The 21,586-nt window shown below is 47.6% G+C and carries 23 protein-coding genes; 22 read left to right on the top strand and 1 reads right to left on the bottom strand.

Annotated elements, in window-relative coordinates; translation table 11 throughout:
• Positions 1 to 34 precede the first annotated feature (34 nt).
• The 18 genes from wecB (at position 35) to WFI24_RS16400 (ending at position 17,232) form a co-directional block, all read left to right on the top strand.
• On the top strand, positions 35 to 1,192 hold the full coding sequence (wecB, locus tag WFI24_RS16485) for a non-hydrolyzing UDP-N-acetylglucosamine 2-epimerase (protein WP_145324431.1): 1,158 nt from the start codon (positions 35 to 37) through the stop codon (positions 1,190 to 1,192).
• A 186-nt stretch (positions 1,193 to 1,378) separates the two neighbouring features.
• Positions 1,379 to 1,633 (top strand): AtpZ/AtpI family protein, encoded by a 255-nt coding sequence (locus WFI24_RS16480; RefSeq protein ID WP_145324430.1) that lies wholly within the window; start codon positions 1,379 to 1,381, stop codon positions 1,631 to 1,633.
• The gene (locus WFI24_RS16475) at positions 1,626 to 2,003 is read left to right on the top strand and encodes an ATP synthase subunit I (protein ID WP_145324428.1); all 378 of its coding nucleotides are present in this window, start codon (positions 1,626 to 1,628) and stop codon (positions 2,001 to 2,003) included. Before WFI24_RS16480 ends, WFI24_RS16475 begins: the two co-directional genes overlap by 8 nt.
• A gap of 45 nt (positions 2,004 to 2,048) precedes the next feature.
• Positions 2,049 to 2,867 carry a F0F1 ATP synthase subunit A gene (gene atpB, locus WFI24_RS16470; RefSeq protein ID WP_145324426.1) on the top strand — a complete coding sequence of 273 codons (819 nt, stop codon included), beginning with the start codon at positions 2,049 to 2,051 and terminating at the stop codon, positions 2,865 to 2,867.
• Positions 2,868 to 2,945: 78 nt separating this feature from the next.
• Positions 2,946 to 3,170: a F0F1 ATP synthase subunit C gene (gene atpE / locus WFI24_RS16465; RefSeq protein ID WP_017691934.1), complete on the top strand. Its 225-nt coding sequence runs from the start codon at positions 2,946 to 2,948 to the stop codon at positions 3,168 to 3,170.
• Positions 3,171 to 3,285: 115 nt separating this feature from the next.
• Entirely contained in the window at positions 3,286 to 3,774 is a 489-nt protein-coding gene (atpF, locus tag WFI24_RS16460) for a F0F1 ATP synthase subunit B (protein ID WP_336762472.1), read from the top strand.
• Complete coding sequence (locus WFI24_RS16455; protein ID WP_145324422.1) at positions 3,771 to 4,319, top strand: F0F1 ATP synthase subunit delta; 549 nt, start codon at positions 3,771 to 3,773, stop codon at positions 4,317 to 4,319. The genes atpF and WFI24_RS16455 overlap by 4 nt, the downstream gene beginning before the upstream one ends.
• 16 nt (positions 4,320 to 4,335) lie before the next feature.
• Positions 4,336 to 5,850, top strand: a complete 1,515-nt coding sequence (gene atpA / locus WFI24_RS16450; protein ID WP_047840700.1) for a F0F1 ATP synthase subunit alpha — start codon at positions 4,336 to 4,338, stop codon at positions 5,848 to 5,850.
• Positions 5,851 to 5,979: 129 nt separating this feature from the next.
• Positions 5,980 to 6,852, top strand: a complete 873-nt coding sequence (gene atpG / locus WFI24_RS16445) for an ATP synthase F1 subunit gamma (RefSeq protein WP_036612560.1) — start codon at positions 5,980 to 5,982, stop codon at positions 6,850 to 6,852.
• A gap of 94 nt (positions 6,853 to 6,946) precedes the next feature.
• Positions 6,947 to 8,350, top strand: a complete 1,404-nt coding sequence (gene atpD, locus WFI24_RS16440) for a F0F1 ATP synthase subunit beta (protein WP_047840699.1) — start codon at positions 6,947 to 6,949, stop codon at positions 8,348 to 8,350.
• A gap of 62 nt (positions 8,351 to 8,412) precedes the next feature.
• The gene (locus WFI24_RS16435) at positions 8,413 to 8,817 is read left to right on the top strand and encodes a F0F1 ATP synthase subunit epsilon (RefSeq protein ID WP_145324420.1); all 405 of its coding nucleotides are present in this window, start codon (positions 8,413 to 8,415) and stop codon (positions 8,815 to 8,817) included.
• Positions 8,818 to 9,420: 603 nt separating this feature from the next.
• On the top strand, positions 9,421 to 9,678 hold the full coding sequence (locus tag WFI24_RS16430; RefSeq protein ID WP_076332551.1) for a DUF1146 family protein: 258 nt from the start codon (positions 9,421 to 9,423) through the stop codon (positions 9,676 to 9,678).
• 522 nt (positions 9,679 to 10,200) lie between these two features.
• Positions 10,201 to 11,547 carry a UDP-N-acetylglucosamine 1-carboxyvinyltransferase gene (gene murA / locus WFI24_RS16425; protein ID WP_186327875.1) on the top strand — a complete coding sequence of 449 codons (1,347 nt, stop codon included), beginning with the start codon at positions 10,201 to 10,203 and terminating at the stop codon, positions 11,545 to 11,547.
• Positions 11,548 to 12,012: 465 nt separating this feature from the next.
• Complete coding sequence (gene spoIID, locus WFI24_RS16420) at positions 12,013 to 13,353, top strand: stage II sporulation protein D (RefSeq protein WP_336762463.1); 1,341 nt, start codon at positions 12,013 to 12,015, stop codon at positions 13,351 to 13,353.
• Positions 13,354 to 13,828: 475 nt separating this feature from the next.
• The gene (locus WFI24_RS16415) at positions 13,829 to 14,569 is read left to right on the top strand and encodes a M23 family metallopeptidase (RefSeq protein WP_145324414.1); all 741 of its coding nucleotides are present in this window, start codon (positions 13,829 to 13,831) and stop codon (positions 14,567 to 14,569) included.
• A 170-nt stretch (positions 14,570 to 14,739) separates the two neighbouring features.
• A complete protein-coding gene (gene spoIIID, locus WFI24_RS16410; RefSeq protein WP_024632710.1) occupies positions 14,740 to 15,027 on the top strand; it encodes a sporulation transcriptional regulator SpoIIID in 288 nt (95 codons plus the stop codon).
• Between the two features lie 219 nt (positions 15,028 to 15,246).
• Positions 15,247 to 16,245, top strand: a complete 999-nt coding sequence (locus WFI24_RS16405) for a rod shape-determining protein (RefSeq protein ID WP_145324412.1) — start codon at positions 15,247 to 15,249, stop codon at positions 16,243 to 16,245.
• A gap of 102 nt (positions 16,246 to 16,347) precedes the next feature.
• Complete coding sequence (locus WFI24_RS16400) at positions 16,348 to 17,232, top strand: flagellar hook-basal body protein (protein ID WP_336762457.1); 885 nt, start codon at positions 16,348 to 16,350, stop codon at positions 17,230 to 17,232.
• 196 nt (positions 17,233 to 17,428) lie between these two features.
• On the opposite strand, the gene WFI24_RS16395 is transcribed toward WFI24_RS16400, so the two are convergent.
• Positions 17,429 to 17,641 carry a hypothetical protein gene (locus tag WFI24_RS16395; RefSeq protein WP_336762456.1) on the bottom strand — a complete coding sequence of 71 codons (213 nt, stop codon included), beginning with the start codon at positions 17,639 to 17,641 and terminating at the stop codon, positions 17,429 to 17,431.
• Between the two features lie 121 nt (positions 17,642 to 17,762).
• Here WFI24_RS16395 and WFI24_RS16390 point away from each other — a divergent pair, with 121 nt between their 5' ends.
• From WFI24_RS16390 to WFI24_RS16375, 4 genes are all read left to right on the top strand, one after another.
• Positions 17,763 to 18,602, top strand: a complete 840-nt coding sequence (locus tag WFI24_RS16390) for a flagellar hook-basal body protein (RefSeq protein ID WP_336762454.1) — start codon at positions 17,763 to 17,765, stop codon at positions 18,600 to 18,602.
• 12 nt (positions 18,603 to 18,614) lie between these two features.
• A complete protein-coding gene (locus WFI24_RS16385; RefSeq protein ID WP_017691949.1) occupies positions 18,615 to 18,839 on the top strand; it encodes a DNA-directed RNA polymerase subunit beta in 225 nt (74 codons plus the stop codon).
• A gap of 481 nt (positions 18,840 to 19,320) precedes the next feature.
• Positions 19,321 to 19,752 (top strand): 3-hydroxyacyl-ACP dehydratase FabZ, encoded by a 432-nt coding sequence (gene fabZ, locus WFI24_RS16380; RefSeq protein ID WP_105406857.1) that lies wholly within the window; start codon positions 19,321 to 19,323, stop codon positions 19,750 to 19,752.
• Between the two features lie 111 nt (positions 19,753 to 19,863).
• Positions 19,864 to 21,585, top strand: a complete 1,722-nt coding sequence (locus WFI24_RS16375) for a phospho-sugar mutase (RefSeq protein ID WP_336762448.1) — start codon at positions 19,864 to 19,866, stop codon at positions 21,583 to 21,585.
• Position 21,586 lies beyond the last annotated feature (1 nt).

The raw sequence follows: 21,586 nt of genomic DNA, 5'->3' as shown, positions 1-21,586 counted from the left end.
GGTTCGGAACTTATAGAAAAGGGGCTTTGCTCGAATGTCCAACAAAATTAAAGTCATGACGATCTTCGGGGTGCGTCCGGAAGCCATCAAGATGGCTCCGCTTATTTTGGAATTGCAAAAACATCCCGAGTCTATTGAATCCATTGTTTGCGTAACTGCGCAGCATCGCCAAATGTTGGATCAGGTACTTGAAGTTTTCGACATTCATCCCGATTATGATCTGGATGTAATGAAAGACCGCCAGACATTGAACGAAATTACGATTCGTGTACTTGGTGGTCTGGAGCCGGTATTAGCTGAAGCTAAGCCGGATATTGTACTGGTTCACGGGGATACATTGACTACCTTTGTAGCGAGCTACGCAGCATTCCTGCAACAGATTCAGGTAGGGCATGTGGAAGCGGGGCTTCGGACGTGGAACAAGCTATCTCCATATCCGGAAGAGATGAACCGTCAGTTGACGGGAGTGCTGGCTGATCTACACTTTGCGCCTACGGATTGGTCTTCTTCCAATCTTGCCAAAGAAAATAAATCAGAGTCTAGTACGTATGTCACAGGCAACACGGTAACCGATGTGTTTCAATATACAGTACGGGAGGACTACACACACCCGGTACTTGATTGGGCCCAAGGCAAACGCCTTGTGCTGATGACAGCTCATCGCCGTGAATCTCAAGGCGAGCCTCACCGCAACATTTTCCAGGCCGTCAAACGGATTGCCGACGAATTCGAAGATATTGCCATCGTGTACCCGGTGCATCCAAGTCCTGCTGTGAAGGAGCCGGCTCACGCGATTTTGGGGAATCATCCCCGTATTCAATTAATTGATCCACTAGACGTGGTGGATTTGCATAACTTTTACCCGCATACTCACTTGATTTTGACCGATTCAGGCGGTTTGCAGGAAGAAGCGCCTTCGTTTGGTGTGCCTGTGCTCGTATTGCGCGATACAACAGAACGCCCGGAAGGTATTGAAGCTGGAACGCTGGAATTGGTAGGTACCGAAGAGGAACGTGTATATGAACGGACCAAAGCTCTGCTTACAGACGAAACACTGTATGCAAGCATGAGTCAGGCTGCCAATCCATACGGTGATGGACATGCTTCGGAAAGAATTGTCAATGCGATTTTGCACCATTTTGGTGTAAATAGTGAGCGTCCGGAATCATTTCACAGAAAATTCAAAAAATAATACTTTTTTTCTGACGGATTTATAAAGGGCATAGCATACAGTTAAACTGTACGGTTTACGCGGGTTTATGGGCTTTGAGGGTCTATATTCCCGTCGTTTTACCCTTTAAAACGCTAAAATCATTCAATTGACAAAGGCTCTCATCATTCAGTAAAATTAACTGGGATTGCAAGGGTGGCGTGGAAAATGGCCGATTCGAACAAACCAAATTCATCCCGTAACCATGACGATAACGTGTGGAAAGCAATGGGACTCGTGACAGCATTTGGGATCGAGATTGCCATTCTCGCTGTTGCCGGATATTACGCTGGCTCCTGGTTGGACAAGACCATCGGAGGTAACGGAATATGGATCGCCGTAAGCGTTCTCTTTTTTCTTGCGGCAGGCGGTGTAAGCATCTACTTTATCGCGAAAAAAGTCATGGGGGAAAGTGATGAGTGAACTAACCAGATACCGCAGATCGATGACTGTTTTCATCATGTACTTTCTTATGATTTGTTTTCTCGCAGCGGCCTTTATGCCACGTGTGGAGACAATTGCTTTGGGACTGGCCCTGGGTACAGGAGTTAGCTGGATCAATGCATTTTACTTGGGCTACAAAGTAAGGAAAATGTCTGATGATGCGGCAGAAGGTAACTTGAAGCGTGTGAACCTGGGATTTTTGACAAGAGCGGCACTCGCTGTGCTCGGTATATTCATATCGATGCGCTTTCCGCAGTACTTCAATACATATGCGGTTGCAGGCGGTCTCGTCATTGCACAATATTCCTTACTGATTATAGGGATTGTCCATTCCCGCAGAGCAAAATGATGTTAGGTGCTGCAGCTTTCAAGTCGAGAAAGGGGTGAGAAAAATATGCATGAAGCTCCAATTATTATGCTTGGCGGATTTCGACTGGATCTATCGGTTCTGTTGATGCTGGTTGTAACAGGTGCAATTGTTTTTATTTTTGCTGTATTGGCAACAAGAAGATTATCCGTTGAAAACCCCGGCAAGCTGCAAAATTTTATGGAGTGGGCAGTAGAATTCGTCCGCAATCTGATTTCCAGTACAATGGATATGAAGAAAGGTAAACATTTTATCTCTCTCGCTCTTTCCATGATTATGTTCATTTTTGTAGGGAATATGCTCGGTCTTCCGATCGTGGCTGTATCTGAAGTAACAGATGTTAATCAGGCACAGGTATTCGGTCAGCCGATTGTTACAGCGGTGGAAGCGTTTGAAGAAGCGCATGCCAAAGACCCTGAAGCACACCCGCACGTTGAACTGGCATGGTGGAAATCACCGACAGCCGATCTGTCTGTAACAATGGGACTTGCTCTGGTAGCGTTCCTTGTATCTCATGGACTCGGATTGTTCCGCAACACGAAAGGCTATCTCCAGCATTACCTCAAGCCATTCGCCTTGTTCTTGCCAATCAACTTGATTGAGACGGCATCCAAGCTATTGACACACGGTATGCGTCTATTCGCGAATATCTTCGCGGGTGAAGTACTGATCGCAACGATCCTGAAACTGACCACATTCAAAGTGTTTGGTGCTATTGCAGCGATTCCGCTACTAATGGTGTGGCAAGGCTTTAGTATCTTTATCGGCGCGATCCAGGCATTTGTGTTTGTTATCTTGATGATGGTGTACATTTCACAGAGCATCGAGACGCACGACGAGCATTAAGTTTCAAGCCCTACGAAGATTTCTTCACCAGGCTGAACAATAAAAAATTCGATTTATCATTTTAAGGAGGATATACAAATGGGAGCAATGGCATTAATCGCAGCAGCAATTGTTGCAGGACTGGGCGCGTTTGGCGCAGGTATTGGTAACGGTATGGTAATCAGCAAAACGGTGGAAGGTATTGCCCGTCAACCGGAAGCAAAATCCACTCTTCAAACAACAATGTTTATCGGTGTAGGTTTGATCGAGGTATTGCCGATCATCGGTGTGGTACTCGCGTTCATGTTCTACGGTATGGCTTAATTAAATTTTAAAGGTTTGGCGGGGAAGGCCATAGCCATCCGCGCCTTCTTTTTAGGTAATGTCTGCTACCTGCAGATGAATGTTCCAAGGATACCTCCAGGAAGGAGTGAACAGATTGAGTTTCATATGGGAAAATACGCTTCTTGCGATTGTTGCATTCGCAATTTTATATTGGCTGCTTAGCCGTTATGCTTTCGGTCCTTTGTTCTCCATTATGGAAAAACGTCGTGAACTCGTGTTGACGCAGATGAATGAGGCTGCACAGACTAGAGAACAGGCCATCGCCTATGTGGAGGAACAAAAACAAGCTCTTGAGCAAGCACGCCAAGATGCTTACGACATCATTGAACAATCCAAACAAACGGGTGGCAAACAAGCTGAATCGATTTTGGCTGATGCGAAAGCAGAAGCTAATCGTCTGAAAGACGATGCAGTACGCGAAATCGAGAGCGAGAAGAACAAAGCAGTCGCAGCGCTTCGCAACGAACTGGGTACAGCTTCCGTTCAGATTGCATCCAAGTTGATCAAAAAAGAAGTTGAGAACGGTCCTGCACAAGAAGAACTTGTGAACCAATACCTCAATGAGGTAGGAGGCCGACAATGAGCCGCGATACGATTGTTGCCAAGCGTTATGCGAAAGCATTGTTCGAAGTTGCTCTTCAGCAGCAGCAGGTGCTTGAGGTTGAACAGGAACTGGTTGCAGTAGTTAGTGCATTGACCGGAGATGCTGATATCGAGAAATTCATCGTATCTCCTAACATCTCTGATGAAGCTAAGCAGCAGGTGCTTCACTCAAGTCTTGATGGTAAGGTATCCGAATCAGTCCTTCGTACAGTCTTGTTGTTGATTGAACGCGGACGCGTTGAATTGCTGGAAGACTTGCTGATTGATTATCGGAAGATCCAAGGTGAGTCGCTCGGCATCGCTGATGCACGTGTCTACTCGACTTATGCATTGAATGATGAAGAAAAAGAAGCGGTAGCCCGTGAATTCGGTGGCCGTGTGAATAAAAAGATTCGTATCGAGAACATTGTTGATCCGACTCTGCTGGGCGGATTGAAAGTCGCCATTGGCGATACGATCTATGACGGCAGCTTGGCTGGCAAGCTCGAACGTCTTGAGCAGTCTTTTAACAGACGAGTACAGTAGATTGGGGTGAGGACACTTGAGTATCAAACCAGAAGAAATCAGTACATTAATTAAGAGCCAAATCGAACAATACAAGACCGATATCGATGTAGTCGAAGTCGGAACGGTAATCGAGGTTGGTGATGGTATCGCTCGTGTTTACGGACTTGAGAACGTCATGTCCAACGAGTTGGTTGAATTCCCAAGCGGTGTTATGGGACTCGCCATGAACGTAGAAGAAAGCAATGTCGGTGTCGTTATCCTGGGACCTTACTACGATATTCGTGAAGGCGACCAAGTGAAACGTACTGGTCAAATCATGCAAGTGCCTGTAGGCGAAGCATTGATTGGACGCGTTGTGAACCCGCTCGGTATTCCAGTAGATGGCAAAGGGCCAATCGCTACAACGGAATTCCGTCCAGTTGAAGGTAAAGCACCAGGTGTAATGGATCGTAAATCGGTTCATGAGCCAATGCAAACAGGGATCAAAGCCATCGATGCAATGGTTCCAATCGGCCGTGGACAACGTGAGTTGATCATCGGTGACCGTCAAACAGGTAAAACATCCATCGCAATTGATGCGATCCTGAACCAAAAAGGTAGCGGCATGAAGTGTATCTATGTGGCTATTGGTCAGAAACAGTCTACGGTTGCTCAAGTTGTGGAAACTCTTCGTCGTAAAGGCGCAATGGAGTACACAATTGTTGTAACTGCAGCAGCTTCCGATCCATCACCACTCTTGTACATCGCACCGTATTCCGGTTGCTCAATGGGTGAGTACTTCATGTACAAAGGCGAGCACGTTCTGGTTATCTATGATGACTTGACCAAACAAGCCTCTGCATATCGTGAGCTTTCCTTGTTGCTTCGTCGTCCACCGGGCCGTGAGGCTTATCCGGGTGACGTCTTCTACCTGCACTCCCGTTTGCTGGAGCGTGCTGCGAAGCTGAATGATGAACTTGGTGGTGGTTCTTTAACCGCACTTCCGTTTATTGAAACACAAGCTTCCGACGTATCTGCATACATTCCAACGAACGTAATCTCCATCACAGACGGACAAATCTTCTTGGAAGCTGACTTGTTCAATGCTGGACAACGCCCGGCGATCAACGTAGGTATTTCCGTATCCCGTGTCGGTGGTTCTGCTCAGATTAAAGCGATGAAAAAGGTTGCAGGTTCCCTGCGTCTCGACCTCGCTCAATATCGTGAGCTTCAAGCGTTCTCCCAGTTCGGTTCCGATCTGGATAAAGCGACTCAGGCCCGCCTGAATCGTGGTGCACGCATGATGGAAATCCTGAAGCAAGGTGTTAACCAGCCTTTGCCTGTAGAACAACAGGTAGTCAGCTTGTACACTGCAGTTAAAGGATTCCTGGATGAAATTCCAACAGGTGATGTTACTCGTTTTGAGCGTGAGTTCCTCGCGTTCATGGAGAGCAGCCATCCGGAAATTCTTGCATCGATCCGTGATACTAAAGAATTGACTGCAGACAACGAAAACGCGCTGAAAGGCGCAATTGAAAAGTTCAGAAAGAGCTTTGCTGTCTCTGTCTAAATAAATGATTGCAGGTGCGGAGTTGTCTAACCGATTCCGCATGTCTGCATGTAATACTTTGACTCTGTCAAAAAAGATGATGCTTACGATGTAGTTTTGACTTTGTCAAAACTTTAAGGTGGTGAAATCATGGCAAAAGGCATGCGCGAAATTAAGCGGCAAATTAAAAGCGTACAAAGCACCAAGCAGATCACCAAAGCAATGGAGATGGTAGCTGCTGCAAAACTGCGTAAAGCGCAGGAAAAAGCGGAAGCAGCCCGTCCTTATTCGGAGAAACTGAAAGAAGTTGTAGCGAGTATTGCATCAAGCACCCAAGGCATACAACACCCGATGCTGGAGAGCCGTCCGGTCAAAAAGACTGCTTACCTGATCATTACATCGGACCGTGGTCTTGCAGGTGGATACAATGCGAACGTTTTGCGTCAGGTTAATCAGACGCTTAAAGAGCGCCACAACTCCCAGGATGACTACGAATTGTTCGTCATTGGACGTAAAGGACGCGATTACTTCAGACGTCGTGAAATTGCGATGGCATCCACAACAACGGATCTGTCGGATTCGCCTTCATTTGCAGATATCAAATCCATCGCACACGAAGCGGTTCATGGGTTTGAACTGGCTGAATTTGATGAATTGTACATTTGTTATAACCGCTTTGTGAATGCGTTGACCCAGATTCCTACGGTAGAAAAACTTCTTCCGATGGAAACACCTGAGGTAACTGCTGCGGAAGGACCAACGGCAAGCTACGAATACGAGCCGTCTGCTGAGGCTGTACTGGAGGTTTTGCTTCCGCGTTACGCGGAAACGCTGATCTATGGTGCGCTTCTGAACGGTAAGGCAAGTGAGCTGGGCGCGAAAATGACGGCAATGGGTAATGCAACCAAAAATGCATCCAAACTCATTAACGACTTGTCATTGACCTATAACCGTGCCCGTCAAGCGGCGATTACGCAGGAGATTACGGAAATTGTGGCAGGTGCCAACGCAGCACAAGGCTAACCGTTTTTTATTAATGAAGGCTTGCAGAGCAAAGATAAACGAACGGTACATTATTTTTGCAAAAGTAGCAGGCTTGTAGGAGGGGAACGTTAAGATGAACAAAGGACGCGTTGTGAGCATCATGGGTCCGGTTGTTGACGTCGAGTTTGATCGCGGCGGTCTGCCGGAAATCCTCAATGCCATTACGATCACTACAGTAAGTGAGAGCGGCGTTAGTGTAAACCTTACACTCGAAGCTTCGAAACATCTGGGTGACAACCGTGTACGTTGTATTGCGATGTCCTCCACGGATGGACTTGTTCGTGGTATGGAAGCATTAGATACAGGAGCTCCAATCTCTGTACCTGTCGGAGAAGCAACACTGGGTCGTGTATTTAACGTACTCGGCGAAGCAATTGATACTGGCGGTGCCGTAGCTGCTGAGCACAAGAACCCGATTCACCGTTCAGCACCTGCATTTGATGAACTGACTACCCAAGCAGAGATGCTGGAGACAGGAATCAAAGTTATCGACTTGCTCGCTCCTTACGCCAAAGGTGGTAAAATCGGCCTCTTCGGTGGTGCGGGTGTAGGTAAGACGGTAACCATTCAGGAATTGATCAACAACATCGCACAAGAGCACGGCGGTATTTCCGTATTCGCGGGTGTTGGTGAGCGTACACGTGAAGGTAATGACTTGTATCACGAGATGAGTGATTCCGGCGTTATCAACAAAACAGCAATGGTCTTCGGACAAATGAACGAGCCTCCAGGTGCACGTCTTCGTGTAGCCCTCACAGGTCTGACAATGGCGGAATATTTCCGTGATGAAGAAGGCCGTGACGTGTTGCTCTTTATCGATAACATCTTCCGTTTCACCCAAGCGGGTTCAGAAGTATCTGCCTTGCTTGGACGTATGCCTTCCGCGGTAGGTTACCAACCTACGTTGGCAACAGAAATGGGTCAACTGCAAGAGCGTATCACATCAACGAAAAAAGGTTCTGTAACATCCATTCAGGCCATCTACGTGCCTGCGGATGACTACACTGACCCGGCTCCTGCAACGACGTTTGCCCACTTGGATGCAACGACGAACCTGGAGCGTAAAATTTCCGAGATGGGTATCTACCCTGCGGTAGATCCACTGGCTTCCAGCTCCCGGATCTTGTCCCCTGAAGTTGTAGGTGAAGAACACTACAGCGTTGCTCAAGGCGTTAAACGTATCTTGGCACGTTACAATGAATTGCAAGATATCATTGCAATCCTGGGTATGGACGAGTTGAGTGAAGAAGACAGAGCGCTTGTATACCGTGCTCGTAAAATCCAACGTTTCTTGTCCCAGCCATTCCACGTTGCTGAAGCATTTAACGGTATTCCGGGTAAATACGTTCCGGTTAAAGAAACGGTGCGCAGCTTTAAAGAGATTCTCGAAGGTAAGTATGATGATCTTCCGGAAGCAGCTTTCCTCTTTGTTGGTACAATTGAAGAGGCAGTGGAGAAAGCCAAAACACTGGTTTAGTCTGAATCCAGGATTGTCCTTATGAAGCGGGCTATCCTTCGGATATTTCAGGAGGGATGGAATTGAGCACCTTTTTGTTGGAAATCGTAACACCCGAGCGTTTGGTATATTCAGAACAGGTGAATAGTATTACTGCTCGTGGTATTGAAGGGGAACTGGGCATTCTGCCAGGTCATATTCCTATGGTTACACCTTTGCAGATCGCACCAATCCATATCCATAACGGAAAAGAAAATAAACAAGTTGCTATCGGTGGCGGGTTTATCGAAGTTCGTAAAGATAAGGTAGTTGTACTCGCAGAGAGTGCTGAATTCCCGGAAAACATTGATGTGGATCGTGCGCGTGCGGCGAAAGAGCGGGCAGAACGTCGGCTTGCAAGCCAAAGCAACCAGGACCACTTTGATCACCGACGTGCAGAGATCGCACTGCAAAAAGCGGTTAACCGGATTAATGTATTCGGCAAATAAACGATTCTTAAAGGCCCGGCGGCCTAGTCTGCCGGGCTTTTTTGAGTTTTTTTGATAGAATTATTTTATCAAATATAGCAAAATTATTTGTTTGAGCATCCAGGAGATTCTTCATTATAGAGAAGTTTCTCAAATCAATTGTTCACCGTTTATGAGAATTTGAATAGGATGTAGGACTAAAGTAGTGGGCGTATTTACCACTATGAGAACCATTTTTTATATGAAGGATTATAAATTATTTCCGAGGAAATGACAGAATCGATATCGAAATAACGCTCTTTTATGTCGTTTTAGTCACAAAATCCCGGCATTTTAAAATTAAAATATTTTAGAAGTGGAAATCAATGTAATTGACAATGTATGATGAAAGAGCCTATATTCCATAGAGTCAGCAGAAGCAGGAAGCTGCGTAGTAGATTCCATAGTCATGCACAGCCGGATTGTTGCTGCTCGCCCTTTGGGCATCAGGAGATTCCTGCATGGCAGGAGTAAATCTGACAGTACGCTCAGCATGTTATCCTCAATACATTCTATGCTAACAAGTTATGGGTGTTGGGCATATGATATGCTGATCGCTGCAACAAATGTGGAGGTAATGAATATATGGATACTGATCTGACGAATCAGGTGAACCAAGCGCTAAGCACCAATGGCTTGGTCTCAATTATCGTCTCCCTGTTATGTATAGCATTGTCTTGGTGGGCTTTGCAAAACCTCAAACTGGATTTAATCATCAGACAGCCACGAGGTGCTCAGGGAAGACTGTTACATTTGTTGCTCGCTATCATTTTGGGGCACGCCGTTGCTGGCTTTGTCATTGACTACTTGTCTTGGACCCAAATGTTGAAGAATTTGTTTTAATGTTGAGATGGTTGGTTAATCATCTGTTAGGTTCTTCAAGCTGCTCATTGTCGAATAACATCGATTAATTGTGTTAACAATTAGAGTATGAGTTGTCGGCAAAGAAATTAAGAAAAAAATGTGACGTAAAATTGGATGGATTTGAGATGTTTTATGTAAAAATGCTTGTATCGTACAATTCAAAAATGTTATGATGGAAGTTAGGGAATTCACAATTGTTCACTTATTTTGTAGTTATAAACGGGATATCCGGTTGATGCCGGCTAATAACCATCCCACTCTGTCTGTTCTGATGCTCTGCTTGCTTGTAAGACACTAATTTTACATGCTGAATAGCAGAATGCACTGCACATGGTATTATTGATATGGATTATAAAAACCAATTCTTTTCTGAACAGACATCTGCGGCAATATGCCAGAATATGTCGAAATTCCACACACAGCAACAGTCCTTTCTACACATAGTGGGGCTTACGTATTCCGGAATGAAGAAAAGGGAATAAAAGCGCGGAGGGAACCATGATGAGCAAATTTATCGTCCGCGGTGGCAAAAGGTTGACCGGAAGTGTCAAAGTTAGCGGCGCTAAAAATTCTGTTCTTCCGATCATCGCTGCCTCTCTCTTAGGGGAAGAAGGACAAAGCGTTATTATTGACGCGCCTCCTCTAGACGATGTGATGACGATTAACAAGGTGTTGGAATCGCTGGGAGCGGGAGTTACATACCGGGACGAAGTGATTACCGTAAATGCGGAGAAACTTACTTCCTGCGAAGCCCCGTATGAATGGGTAAGTAAAATGCGGGCGTCTTTCCTGGTCATGGGGCCTTTGTTGACCCGAATGGGTCATACAAGAATCTCACTTCCTGGTGGATGTGCCATCGGTACACGGCCTATTGATCAGCATTTGAAAGGTTTTGAAGCCATGGGCGCAGAGATCAGCTTGGGCCAAGGTTATATCGAAGCTCGTAGCCAAGGTCGGTTGCGTGGCGCGAAAATTTATCTGGATGTGGCTTCCGTAGGTGCCACTCAAAATATTATGATGGCTGCAACATTGGCTGAAGGTGTAACTGTTCTGGAGAACGCGGCAAAAGAACCTGAAATTGTGGATCTTGCCAACTTCCTGAATGGAATGGGCGCCATAGTACGTGGTGCTGGTACTGGAGTAATCCGCATTGAAGGTGTGGAGAAACTGACAGGCGTAACACACACGGTTATTCCGGATCGGGTAGAAGCTGGTACGTATATGGCTGCTGCTGCAATCTCTGGTGGTGACGTGTACATTGAAGGTGCAATCTCTGATCACTTGGGCTCCGTTATTGCGAAGCTTGAAGAGATGGGTGTAACGGTCCAACCGGATGAGAATGGCGTGCGTGTAATCGCAGATCGTCCTCTTAAGGCTGTGGATGTGAAAACATTACCATACCCAGGATTCCCGACAGATATGCAATCTCAGATGATGGCACTCTTGCTGGCATCTGAAGGAACAAGTGTCGTGACAGAGACTGTTTTTGAAAACCGATTCATGCATGTGGATGAGTTCCAATTGATGAATGCGGAGATCAAAGTTGAAGGACGTTCGTCCATCATCACAGGTAATGCCAAGCTGAAGGGTGCCAAAGTAACGGCTACCGATTTGCGTGCGGGTGCCGCACTCATTATTGCAGGTCTTGTTGCTGAAGGTACAACGGAAGTGGGCGGTGTTCATCACATCGACCGTGGTTATGTACATCTCGCTGAGAAGCTTAACGGTCTTGGCGCTGACATCTATCGGATCTCGGTTGATGAGCCTAAGCTGGAAGCAACCAAAGCACCTAGTGAAAAAGTGGAGAAAGAAGTACCGATGTTTAAGGTACAACCAACTTTGGCTTAACACTGGATTGAACGAAAAGAATACTGTTCTGTAGTATTGAGGCACACGGTTGTGTGGAAATGCAATGGAACATATGTTGTAAAAGATGATAAAGCTAAGCCATCCGGCTTGGCTTTTTTTGTGTTTATTTTCAAGAATGCGAACGTGATGTTTGATACCTGATTCTATTAATAGCTGGTCCTAACTTATATATCATAACATCGTATTCTGTATCGATTCTGAACCAAATGAAAGAGCAGACTTTATATAGGGTGTCATATCCAGATAAACACCGGTATTCAGCGACAGATCAACCTTCTTAAGGTGTACATGGTAAAAGAAAGCTGGAAAGTTAACGGAACGAAAAGGGACCCGTTTCTCTTAAATCAGGTTCTATCAGATCGAGCTAGCTCATACCCTAAACTATGGATTTGAACAACACGACCGGCACTTAACCGGCCATAGACAACGGAGGGTTATATTCGAATGAAAGAAGCTCGTGTACAGGTAAAGGTACCCCTTGTCCCCCGTCCGGGTATGCAAGAGCCGGAGGAGAATATCGTAACTGGAGTAGAAAAAGACAAGCTTGCCCCAGTGAACCTGAGGGCTGTCCCATCACAGCCTGCAAAATGTTCAAGTCCAGAAGGGAAGTCGACAGATAAACTAGACCGACAGGCAGCCGAGCACATCCATATACCTGTTATTGAGTTGGACCGGTTCCGCCGGGTAAAGCGTCGTCGAATGCGGACATTCGGACGAAAACGTCGATGGGGGCGCAACCCCACAAAATGGCAACCGGCTGCCGCTGTATCTGCATTATTGGCGATGGCATTACTGATCCCGGTGATTCTGGTATGGCCGCGGGAGAGCGAATCGGTTAAGCCAACCCCTGTTCGAGCAGATGCCAACATTACACGAACCCCAGCTCCTACGCCAGCAGTCCCTGTTACCTACCCCGAACCCAAAGTACGCGTATACCTGTCTGCAACAGGGACAACGATGAATCTGCCATTGGAAGACTATGTTACAGGGGTAGTGGCAGCAGAGATGCCGGCGGAATTCAGACTGGAGGCGTTAAAGGCGCAGGCGATCGCAGCGCGCACATTTATCGTACGAAGACTCGCTGCGAGTGATACAAGCGGTGTTCCATCGGGTGCGGCGGATGTGACGGATACGGTCAGCCATCAGGTGTTTATCCCGCCAGATCAGGTGAAATCGGAATGGACTCGTCTGGGGAAGGCGAAGGAATGGGAGAAGCTGCAACAGGCTGTACGCGAAAGCCGAGATGCGGTCATGACATATCAAGGCAAAGCGATCACAGCTTCCTTTTTCTCTACAAGCAATGGATATACGGAGAATGCAGAAGATGTGTGGGGGAACGCTGTGCCATATCTGCAAAGTGTAGACAGTCCATGGGATAAAAGTCTGGCTCCAGGCTTCAAACAGACCGTTAAGATGAAACGTAGCGAGATTCTGCAGAAACTGAATCTGGATGCCATTCCGGTTACTGCTCAGAAGGATGGATCGTGGATGGAAGTATTATCTACAACCAAAGGGCATCGAATTAAGGAAATGCAGATCGCAGGTGAAACATTCAACGGTCCTGAGGTTCGCAAGCTGCTTGGGTTAAGGTCCAGTCAGTTCAGTTGGAAGGCCGTGGGAGATGAGGTCCAGATTACAACGTACGGATATGGGCATGGTGTGGGTATGAGCCAATGGGGAGCAAACGGCATGGCGCAGGAGGGACACACCGCGACTCAGATTCTCAAACATTACTATACAGGTATCTCATTCGGACAGGCATCCAAGATGCTGGCATCGAAGTAGGAGAGATGAACAGGGATGGATAGATAAATGCTTTGACGCATGAGGACGTCAGGAAAGCCTTAGTCGGTCAGTATCTCAGTCACATTCTATATCATTTCGCTCTCACCGATAAATGCACTTCATAGAAGGATTGGCGACTACAGCCAATCCAGACCAGTCTACCAACACCCATTCCGGAGCTTTCGAGATTCGGCTATATATGCGGAGAGTGCGAGCGTACGAGTAGCGCAGGGGACAGAAAAGACCTGTAGAAACGAAGTGGCCGCCTTTACTACCGGATTTCACCTTTGAAGAAGGTGATAGAAGAAATCTGGTAGTAACCAGCGGTCGAAAGGTTTTCTGGCCCCGAAGCGGCGTACCAACTAGCTACACACACTCCATATATAGCACTCTCTGAAACCTCTGTGAAAATAATTAGAGTCGCACGTGTATAAAAGAGTTGCACCCGGTAACACTTGTTACTGAGGTGATTAAGATGAATGAACAAAACAAAAAAACAATCCAAGAAGAAACTCCTAAAACAACTCAAGGAGTACCGGCTAGCCAGCCCTCTTCATGGAAAAGAGCAATGTCCAAACGCTGGGTCTTCCCGGCAGCCTACATCGCAGCAGCAGGCATTATACTAACCTTAGTGTGGGTCTATCAGGGCACAGGCGACAAAACGCTGAACTCGGACCCTGCTAGCGGGGTAGTAGAAACAGGCGCAACGGCGGGTACAGAAGAAACAGCAGTAGGCGGAGAACAGGAAAGTGTGGAAGTTGTTGCAAAGTCGGAGAATTTTGTATGGCCGGTAGCGGTACCGTCCGAAATTTCAGTCGTAAAACCTTTCTATGACAACGAAGCTTCAACCGAGGAACATGAAGCGGCGATGGTACAGTACAATGATACATTTATCCCGAACACTGGTGTCGATCTGGCGCGTGGGGATAACAAAACGTTTGAGGTAAAAGCAGCACTTGCCGGTAAAGTTACACGGGTGGAGCAAAATCCGCTCACAGGTCAAGTTGTGGAAATCACTCACAGCGATAACCTGAAGACGGTATACCAAAGCTTGGCAGATGTCAAAGTGAAACAGGACGACGAAGTGAAACAGGGAGATGCAATTGCATCTGCTGGCGTCAATGAATTGGGTAAAACGCTTGGCAACCACCTTCACTTTGAAGTGTACGAAGACGGACAGCCGGTTAACCCGCAAGGATATCTTCCGGAAAAATAAATGATTTTTACCGCAGCAACATGACGGGCAGAGGGTTAAACCTCTGCTCTTTTTGTGCTTTTCAGAAAATAATGGGACCTTCGAAGCTTGTCACACCTCTAAACCGCGAATATATAGGCATGCTCCTCATATAATGTACCAAACTATCCACACAGTAGGGAGGCGGGAGCGTGCACGATTACATCAAGGAACGGACCATCAAAATTGGTCGCTGCATTGTTGAGACGAGGAATACGGTCCGTACCATAGCCAAGGAATTCGGCGTGTCAAAGAGTACTGTGCATAAGGATCTGACGGAGCGTCTGCCGGAAATCAACCCTGATCTTGCTGACCAGGTGAAACACATTTTGGAGTACCACAAGTCGATCCGCCATTTGCGGGGCGGTGAAGCGACCAAAATCAAATACAAAAAAACGAGTGGCAAGAAACGTGAGGTGTTGGCTTCCGCCAAATCGTAAGCATCTTCTTAAAGACGTAGGCCAAAAAGCTCACACATGCATTGAATCCCTCCCCTGAAGTATGATATGTTAAAAGCTGGTACAGGATCGAATTATGACATCTTATCAGCCCGATTTTTACATATATATGTTGCACTTTGTCGAACGAGCGGTGACGTGATAAGGGACTCTTTTTCACAGGATACGCTGACCAAATAATATCACTTTGGGGGCTCTTTTATGTTTAGCAAGGATATCGGTATTGATCTTGGCACGGCGAACGTGCTTATTCACGTGAAAGGAAGTGGGGTTGTCCTCGATGAACCTTCCGTCGTGACCATTGAAAGAGATACGAAGCGTGTCCTTGCTGTTGGGGAAGAAGCGCGTCGTATGGTGGGGCGTACTCCAGGTAACATTGTTGCCATTAGACCGTTGCGCGACGGCGTTATTGCGGACTTCGAGATTACAGAAGCGATGCTCAGACATTTCATTAATCGTGTAGGTGCAAGAAGCTGGTACAGCCACCCTCGAATTCTGATCTGTGCACCAACGAACATTACTTCCGTGGAGCAGAAGGCCATCCGCGAGGCGGCGGAGCGCAGCGGTGCCAAAGAAGTGTTTCTGGAAGAAGAGCCGAAAGCGGCAGCGATCGGTGCGGGAATGGATATTTTTCAGCCGAGCGGCAATATGGTCGTGGATATCGGCGGCGGCACGACTGACGTTGCAGTCCTTTCTATGGGCGACGTGGTCACCGCCTCTTCTATTAAAGTCGCAGGGGACAAGTTCGACGAAGCCATTATCAAGTTTATCAAAGCCAAGTACAAGCTCATGATCGGCGAACGGACCGCGGAGGATATCAAGATTGCGATTGGTTCCGTGACACCAGGTGGACATCAGTCCGAGATGGATATTCGCGGACGCGATATGGTATCCGGTCTGCCAGTTACCGTAACGGTATCGGGAAAAGAAGTACAGGAAGCACTCTGGGATTCTGTGCAATCCATCATCGTTGCAGCGAAGTCGGTATTGGAACGTACACCGCCGGAATTGTCAGCGGACATTATCGACCGTGGTGTAGTGTTGACTGGTGGAGGCGCATTGCTCAAAGGACTGGACGAGCTTTTGTCCAATGAATTGCATGTACCCGTATGGGTTGCGGAAGATCCAATGCATTGTGTCGTGAAGGGGACAGGCATTATGCTTAATAATTTGGATCAGGTGGTTAAGAAAAAGTTCTAATCTGCCGATATAAATAGCAAAGGTTCGCCATGCTCGGGAAGCAGAACGGACAAGCAGCCAACCTGCGATGCAGGACAAGCGCTTGAGGAGAGGGGTTAATTCATGTTAAGAGGTCTGTACACCGCTACTGCGGGAATGATTACGCAACAACGCCGCCATGACACAGCAACACAGAATATCGTAAATATGAACACCACGGGATACAAACAGGTGAACAGCGTAAGCCGTTCCTTCCCGGAAATGCTCATTACTTTGGTAGGCGGAGATGCAAATCTTCCAACAAAGCGGCTGGGCAAGCTGAACACGGGAGTGTTCGCGGAAGAGAGTTTGTCCATGAATTTGCAGGGGACTATTATGGAGACGGGACAGAAAAATGATTTTTCCATCTCATCCAATATGACGGTCAATGATCCGCAGACTGGACAACCTGTTCCGTTTGACGCTTCAGGCAAATTTGTACGGGCCGACGGCACGGTGACTTACCAGCCTCAGGCGTATTTTACAGTTCAGGATGCGGAAGGTAACACGAGATATACACGCGATGGTCACTTTGATATTACAGGAACAGGGCAATTGCTGAGTTCAACAGGTTCACAAGTGTTGGATAATAATGGACAACCTGTAGTGTTGACAGGTTCTGTAGAGCAATTTAAAGTGGATGAGCAAGGTCGTCTTGTGGATGCAGCAACAGGTGCACCGACAGGCGTAACACTCGGGATCAGTGTCATTGACCAACCGAATCAGCTGGTTCGTCAAGGTGATGGCAACTTCAGTCTCAGTGATGCAAACGGGGCAACGGCCCGGATGATGGCTGCAGGAGATAATGTGCAGATCCGTCAGGGTTACCTAGAAGGTTCGAATGTCGATGCTTCACAGGCAACGGTTGATATGAATGCCGCATTCCGCGCGTATGAAGCAAACCAGAAGATCGTGCAATTCTACGATCGCAGTCTGGATAAAGCCGTCAATGAAGTCGGGCGTGTATAACGCCGACGTTTAAATATAACCGCGCAGCGGAGAGCCAAACGTTCTTTGCGTAGCAAAGCAGAGAGGCTCACGCGGAGCGCAAACCAAACGCATCCGAGGTTATGCGAGGAATGCGCAGCAGTATCTGAGCGTAGCGACGGTCTCGACAGTCCTTTGCGAAGCAAAGCAAGGAAGAGACCACGCGGAGCACAAGAGCCTAGACACATCCGAGCCTATGCGAGGAATGCGCAGCAGTACCTGAGCGCAGCGACGGTCTCGACAGTCCTTTGCGAAGCAAAGCAGGGAAGAGACCACGCGGAGCTACCACGCCGCATAAAGAGCGTGCCCGACTATGATTCAGCCGTGTGAAGATATGGCGTGAATCATAGTCGGGCAGTCGCGGCGCACACACACCATCGTCACTTAGCAAGATCGTACCCCACTTACCTAATCCGCCTGTTTCGGGAGTCCAGAGGGCAGCGCCATCTGGGGCCCTCCCTACTAGGGAGGGTTTGGGAGGGTGGACAGGACACAGGGAGGGTATACCACCGATGAATAATTCCATGATTAGTGCCAAGGTTTCCATGACTGCGATACAGCAGCGTCTGGATGTCATTTCCGATAATATTGCCAACGTGAATACGGCAGGCTATAAGAGCAAGCAAGCGGCCTTCGAGGACGTGCTGACCCGGGTTCAACAACAACCGGATAAGTACAAGCTGGATGGACGCTCTACACCAATGGGATATAACCTCGGTTTTGGTGCTCGTTTGGCAGATGTGACGAAGGATATGTCTCAAGGTACCTTAAACGAGACTGGTCTTCCCACAGATCTGGCCATCGAGGGAAATGCGATGTTTGCGGTTGAAGCAAATGGGGAGAAAATGTGGACACGTCAGGGTGCATTTCATTTTGTACCGGATACAAGACCGAAGCCTACTCCGAATGCACCAGATATGATGGTCATGGTCAACGGCGAAGGTCACTTTGCCCTGGATCGTCTAGGCAACCGTATTACGGCACCGACGAATAGCAAAGTTGCTTTTGATGAAAATGGCAACCTGTTAGTCCGACGTGGTAATGAGGCGAACGCAACCATTGGAGCACAGCTGCAAGTGGTAGACATTGAACGCCCTGAGGGACTGGTACAGTATGCGGATAACCTATTCGGTCTGGATGCGGGATTGACTGAGGATGATGTATTTGGCGCCAACGCGGCTACACGTCAAGCGGTTGCCATGATCCGTCCAGGTTATCTGGAGCAATCCAATGTAGATCTGACACAGGAGATGTCTTTGCTTATGCAAGGACAGCGGACATACCAGCTGGCAGCAAGAGCGCTGACTTCGAGTGATTCCATGTTGGGTCTTGCCAACAATATGAGAGCGTAAAAGGTGAATGTGATGACAGAAACACAGCAGCAGAACAGTAAGCCGGAGAAGAAGGAAGTCAAGAAGAAGAAGAGTGGATGGCGCATCGCAAGATGGTTTCTGGTTCCGGTCCTGCTTGTTCTTGCCCTCGCTGGCGGAATGGTAGCTGGATATGTGGTACTGGGCAAACAGGATATCGGTTCCGTATGGCAATGGAGTACATGGGAACATGTATATAATCTGGTGTTCGCTCCATAATGTAACGAGTTCAGCGAAAACTCCTGCGCAGGCAGGAGTTTTCTTTTTGACGTTGAAAACAGTATAATGATGGATGACGTTTCATAGCAAAAGAGGCCTCCCCTGCGAAAGACATTCGTCATCGCGAAGAGAGACCCCTTATCTTAACCTTCACTACTGCAGTCATGAAGGATATAACTAGTGTTAACCAGAAAAATGCTTTTCATACAACATTAAAATTAAAAACCTTTTATATGAGGTTCGATTTGATCATAATCAGGTTTTCCATGTCCGCACTAAAGTCAGTGGAGGGAACGGAATCGTTCGAAAGAAGCGAAGCGCTCGCCTTTGTTTCCGAATGTTATCCATCTGAAAATAGTTCAGAAACATTAGGAAACAACAGCGATCGAAAGAACGATCCGTAACCGCAACGGCCACCTGCGCACATGAGAACTTTATGATGAAGAATGCTCATATAAACATCCCGAGAGGAGATTACACTGTGCTCGATATCAAACAGATTCAAGAAATTATCCCGCATCGTCCGCCGTTCCTGCTGGTGGACAGAATTTTGGAGATGGAGGATGGCAAACGTGCGGTTGGTTTAAAAAATGTAACGATTAATGAACCATTCTTTATCGGTCATTTCCCTGAGTATCCGGTAATGCCGGGTGTTTTGATCACCGAAGCATTGGCTCAGGTTGGTGCCGCGGCTATGTTGAACCTGGAAGCTAATAAAGGCAAAATTGGCTTTTTGGCGGGACTGGACAACTTCCGATTCCGTGGACAAGTTGTGCCCGGAGATACGTTGATTCTGGAAGTGGAGATTACACGCCTGAAGGGTTCGATTGGTAAAGGTAAAGCAACCGCCCGAGTGGACGACAAAGTGGTCGCTGAAGGCGAGATCATGTTTGCACTGTCTGACCCAAGCTGATTACATACATGAGCATTTACATCATGCAGGAACGTAGTCGGGCCGAATGATGCAAGATGCTGAAGTATCTCAGCACACCTGAATTTATATAGACGGAAGGGGTTTATCGGAATGGAACAGTTAAGCACAACAGCAGCAGAGACGTTGCAGCAATGGTTGGAGGATACTTCGATTGATGAAGCAACGAAACAGGAGCTTCGTGACTTGCAGGATCAGCCGAAAGAGCTGGAGGAACGTTTTTACAGAAACCTGGAGTTTGGTACAGGGGGATTGCGCGGAGTCATTGGTGCCGGAAGCAACCGGATGAACCGTTACACCGTAGGTCGGGCAACGCAAGGATTTGCGCGTTATTTGCTTGAGCAGCATGGTGACCAAGAAGGCAAACCTTCTGTTGTCATTGCTCATGATTCCCGTCATTTCTCACCTGAATTCACACTGGATGCTGCGCTTGTACTGGCTGGAAACGGCATTGTAGCCAAGCTGTTCCCATCCCTGCGTTCAACTCCTGAGTTGTCATTTGCAGTGCGTCATCAGAAGGCCACTGGCGGAATCGTCGTAACAGCGAGTCATAACCCACCGGAATATAACGGCTACAAAGTATACAATCATGAGGGCGGTCAATTGGTACCGAATGAAGCGGAAAAAGTCATTCAGTACATCCAGGAAGTACCTTCTCTTGCTGACGTGAAGAAGCTGACGCAAGAAGAAGCAGAGGCTCAAGGCCTTCTGATCTGGTTGGGTGAAGAGCAAGACCAAGCGTTCGTGGACACCGTAGCAAGCCGTAGCCTGAGTCGTGAACTGATCCAATCCGGCATAGGTCGTGATTTCAAAATCGTATACACACCGCTGCACGGAACAGGCAACATCCCTGTACGTCGCGTGCTGGAGCAGATCGGATTCGAGCAAGTACACATTGTGGCTGAACAAGAACAGCCGGATGCTGAGTTCTCTACCGTGAAATCGCCTAACCCGGAAGAACGCGAAGCGTTTACGCTCGCAATGAAGCTGGGAGAATCCGTGGGCGCTGACATTCTGATCGGAACTGATCCGGATGCAGACCGTATGGGTGCTGTTGTGAAAGACAACGATGGAAAATATTTCGTCTTGTCCGGTAACCAGTCTGGTGCCATTATGGTACATTACCTGTTGAGCCGCCTGCAAGAGACGGGTACACTGCCAAGCAACGGCGCGGTTGTCAAAACGATCGTAACAAGTGAGATGGGTGCTGTCATTGCTGAACATTACGGTGCAGAAGTGATGAACACCCTGACAGGCTTCAAATATATTGGTGAAAAAATGAACCAGTTCGAAGCAACAGGCAGTCATACATTCTTGTTCGGCTATGAAGAGAGCTATGGCTACCTTTCAGGCAACTATGCCCGTGACAAGGATGCTGTCCTTGCCTCGATGCTGATTGCTGAAGCCGCTGCGTACTATAAGAGTCAAGGCAAGACGCTCTATGATGTCTTGCAAGAGCTGTACAACCAATTCGGATACTTCCTGGAGAAGCTGGAGTCCCGTACGCTGAAAGGCAAAGACGGCGTAGCTCAGATTCAGGCGAAAATGACGGACTGGCGTTCCAATCCACCCCAAGAAGTAGCGGGAACTGCTGTACAAGATGTACTAGATTATTCTCTTGGTCTGGACGGTCTTCCGAAGGAGAACGTACTGAAGTTCATTTTGGCAGACGGTTCATGGTTCTGCTTGCGTCCTTCAGGAACAGAACCGAAGATTAAAGTATACTTCGCCGTACGTGGCGAAAACCTGGAAGATGCCGAAAGCCGGATCGAGCGTCTGGTAACTACAGTGATGTCGCGTGTAGACGCACAATAAT

Origin of the sequence: Paenibacillus sp. USHLN196, assembly GCF_037144955.1 — a bacterium.
In the GTDB taxonomy this organism is placed as follows: Bacteria; Bacillota; Bacilli; order Paenibacillales; family Paenibacillaceae; genus Paenibacillus; species Paenibacillus xylanexedens_C.
Note: the sequence above shows the minus strand (reverse complement) of the source record. Positions and strands in the feature narration are given on the sequence as shown.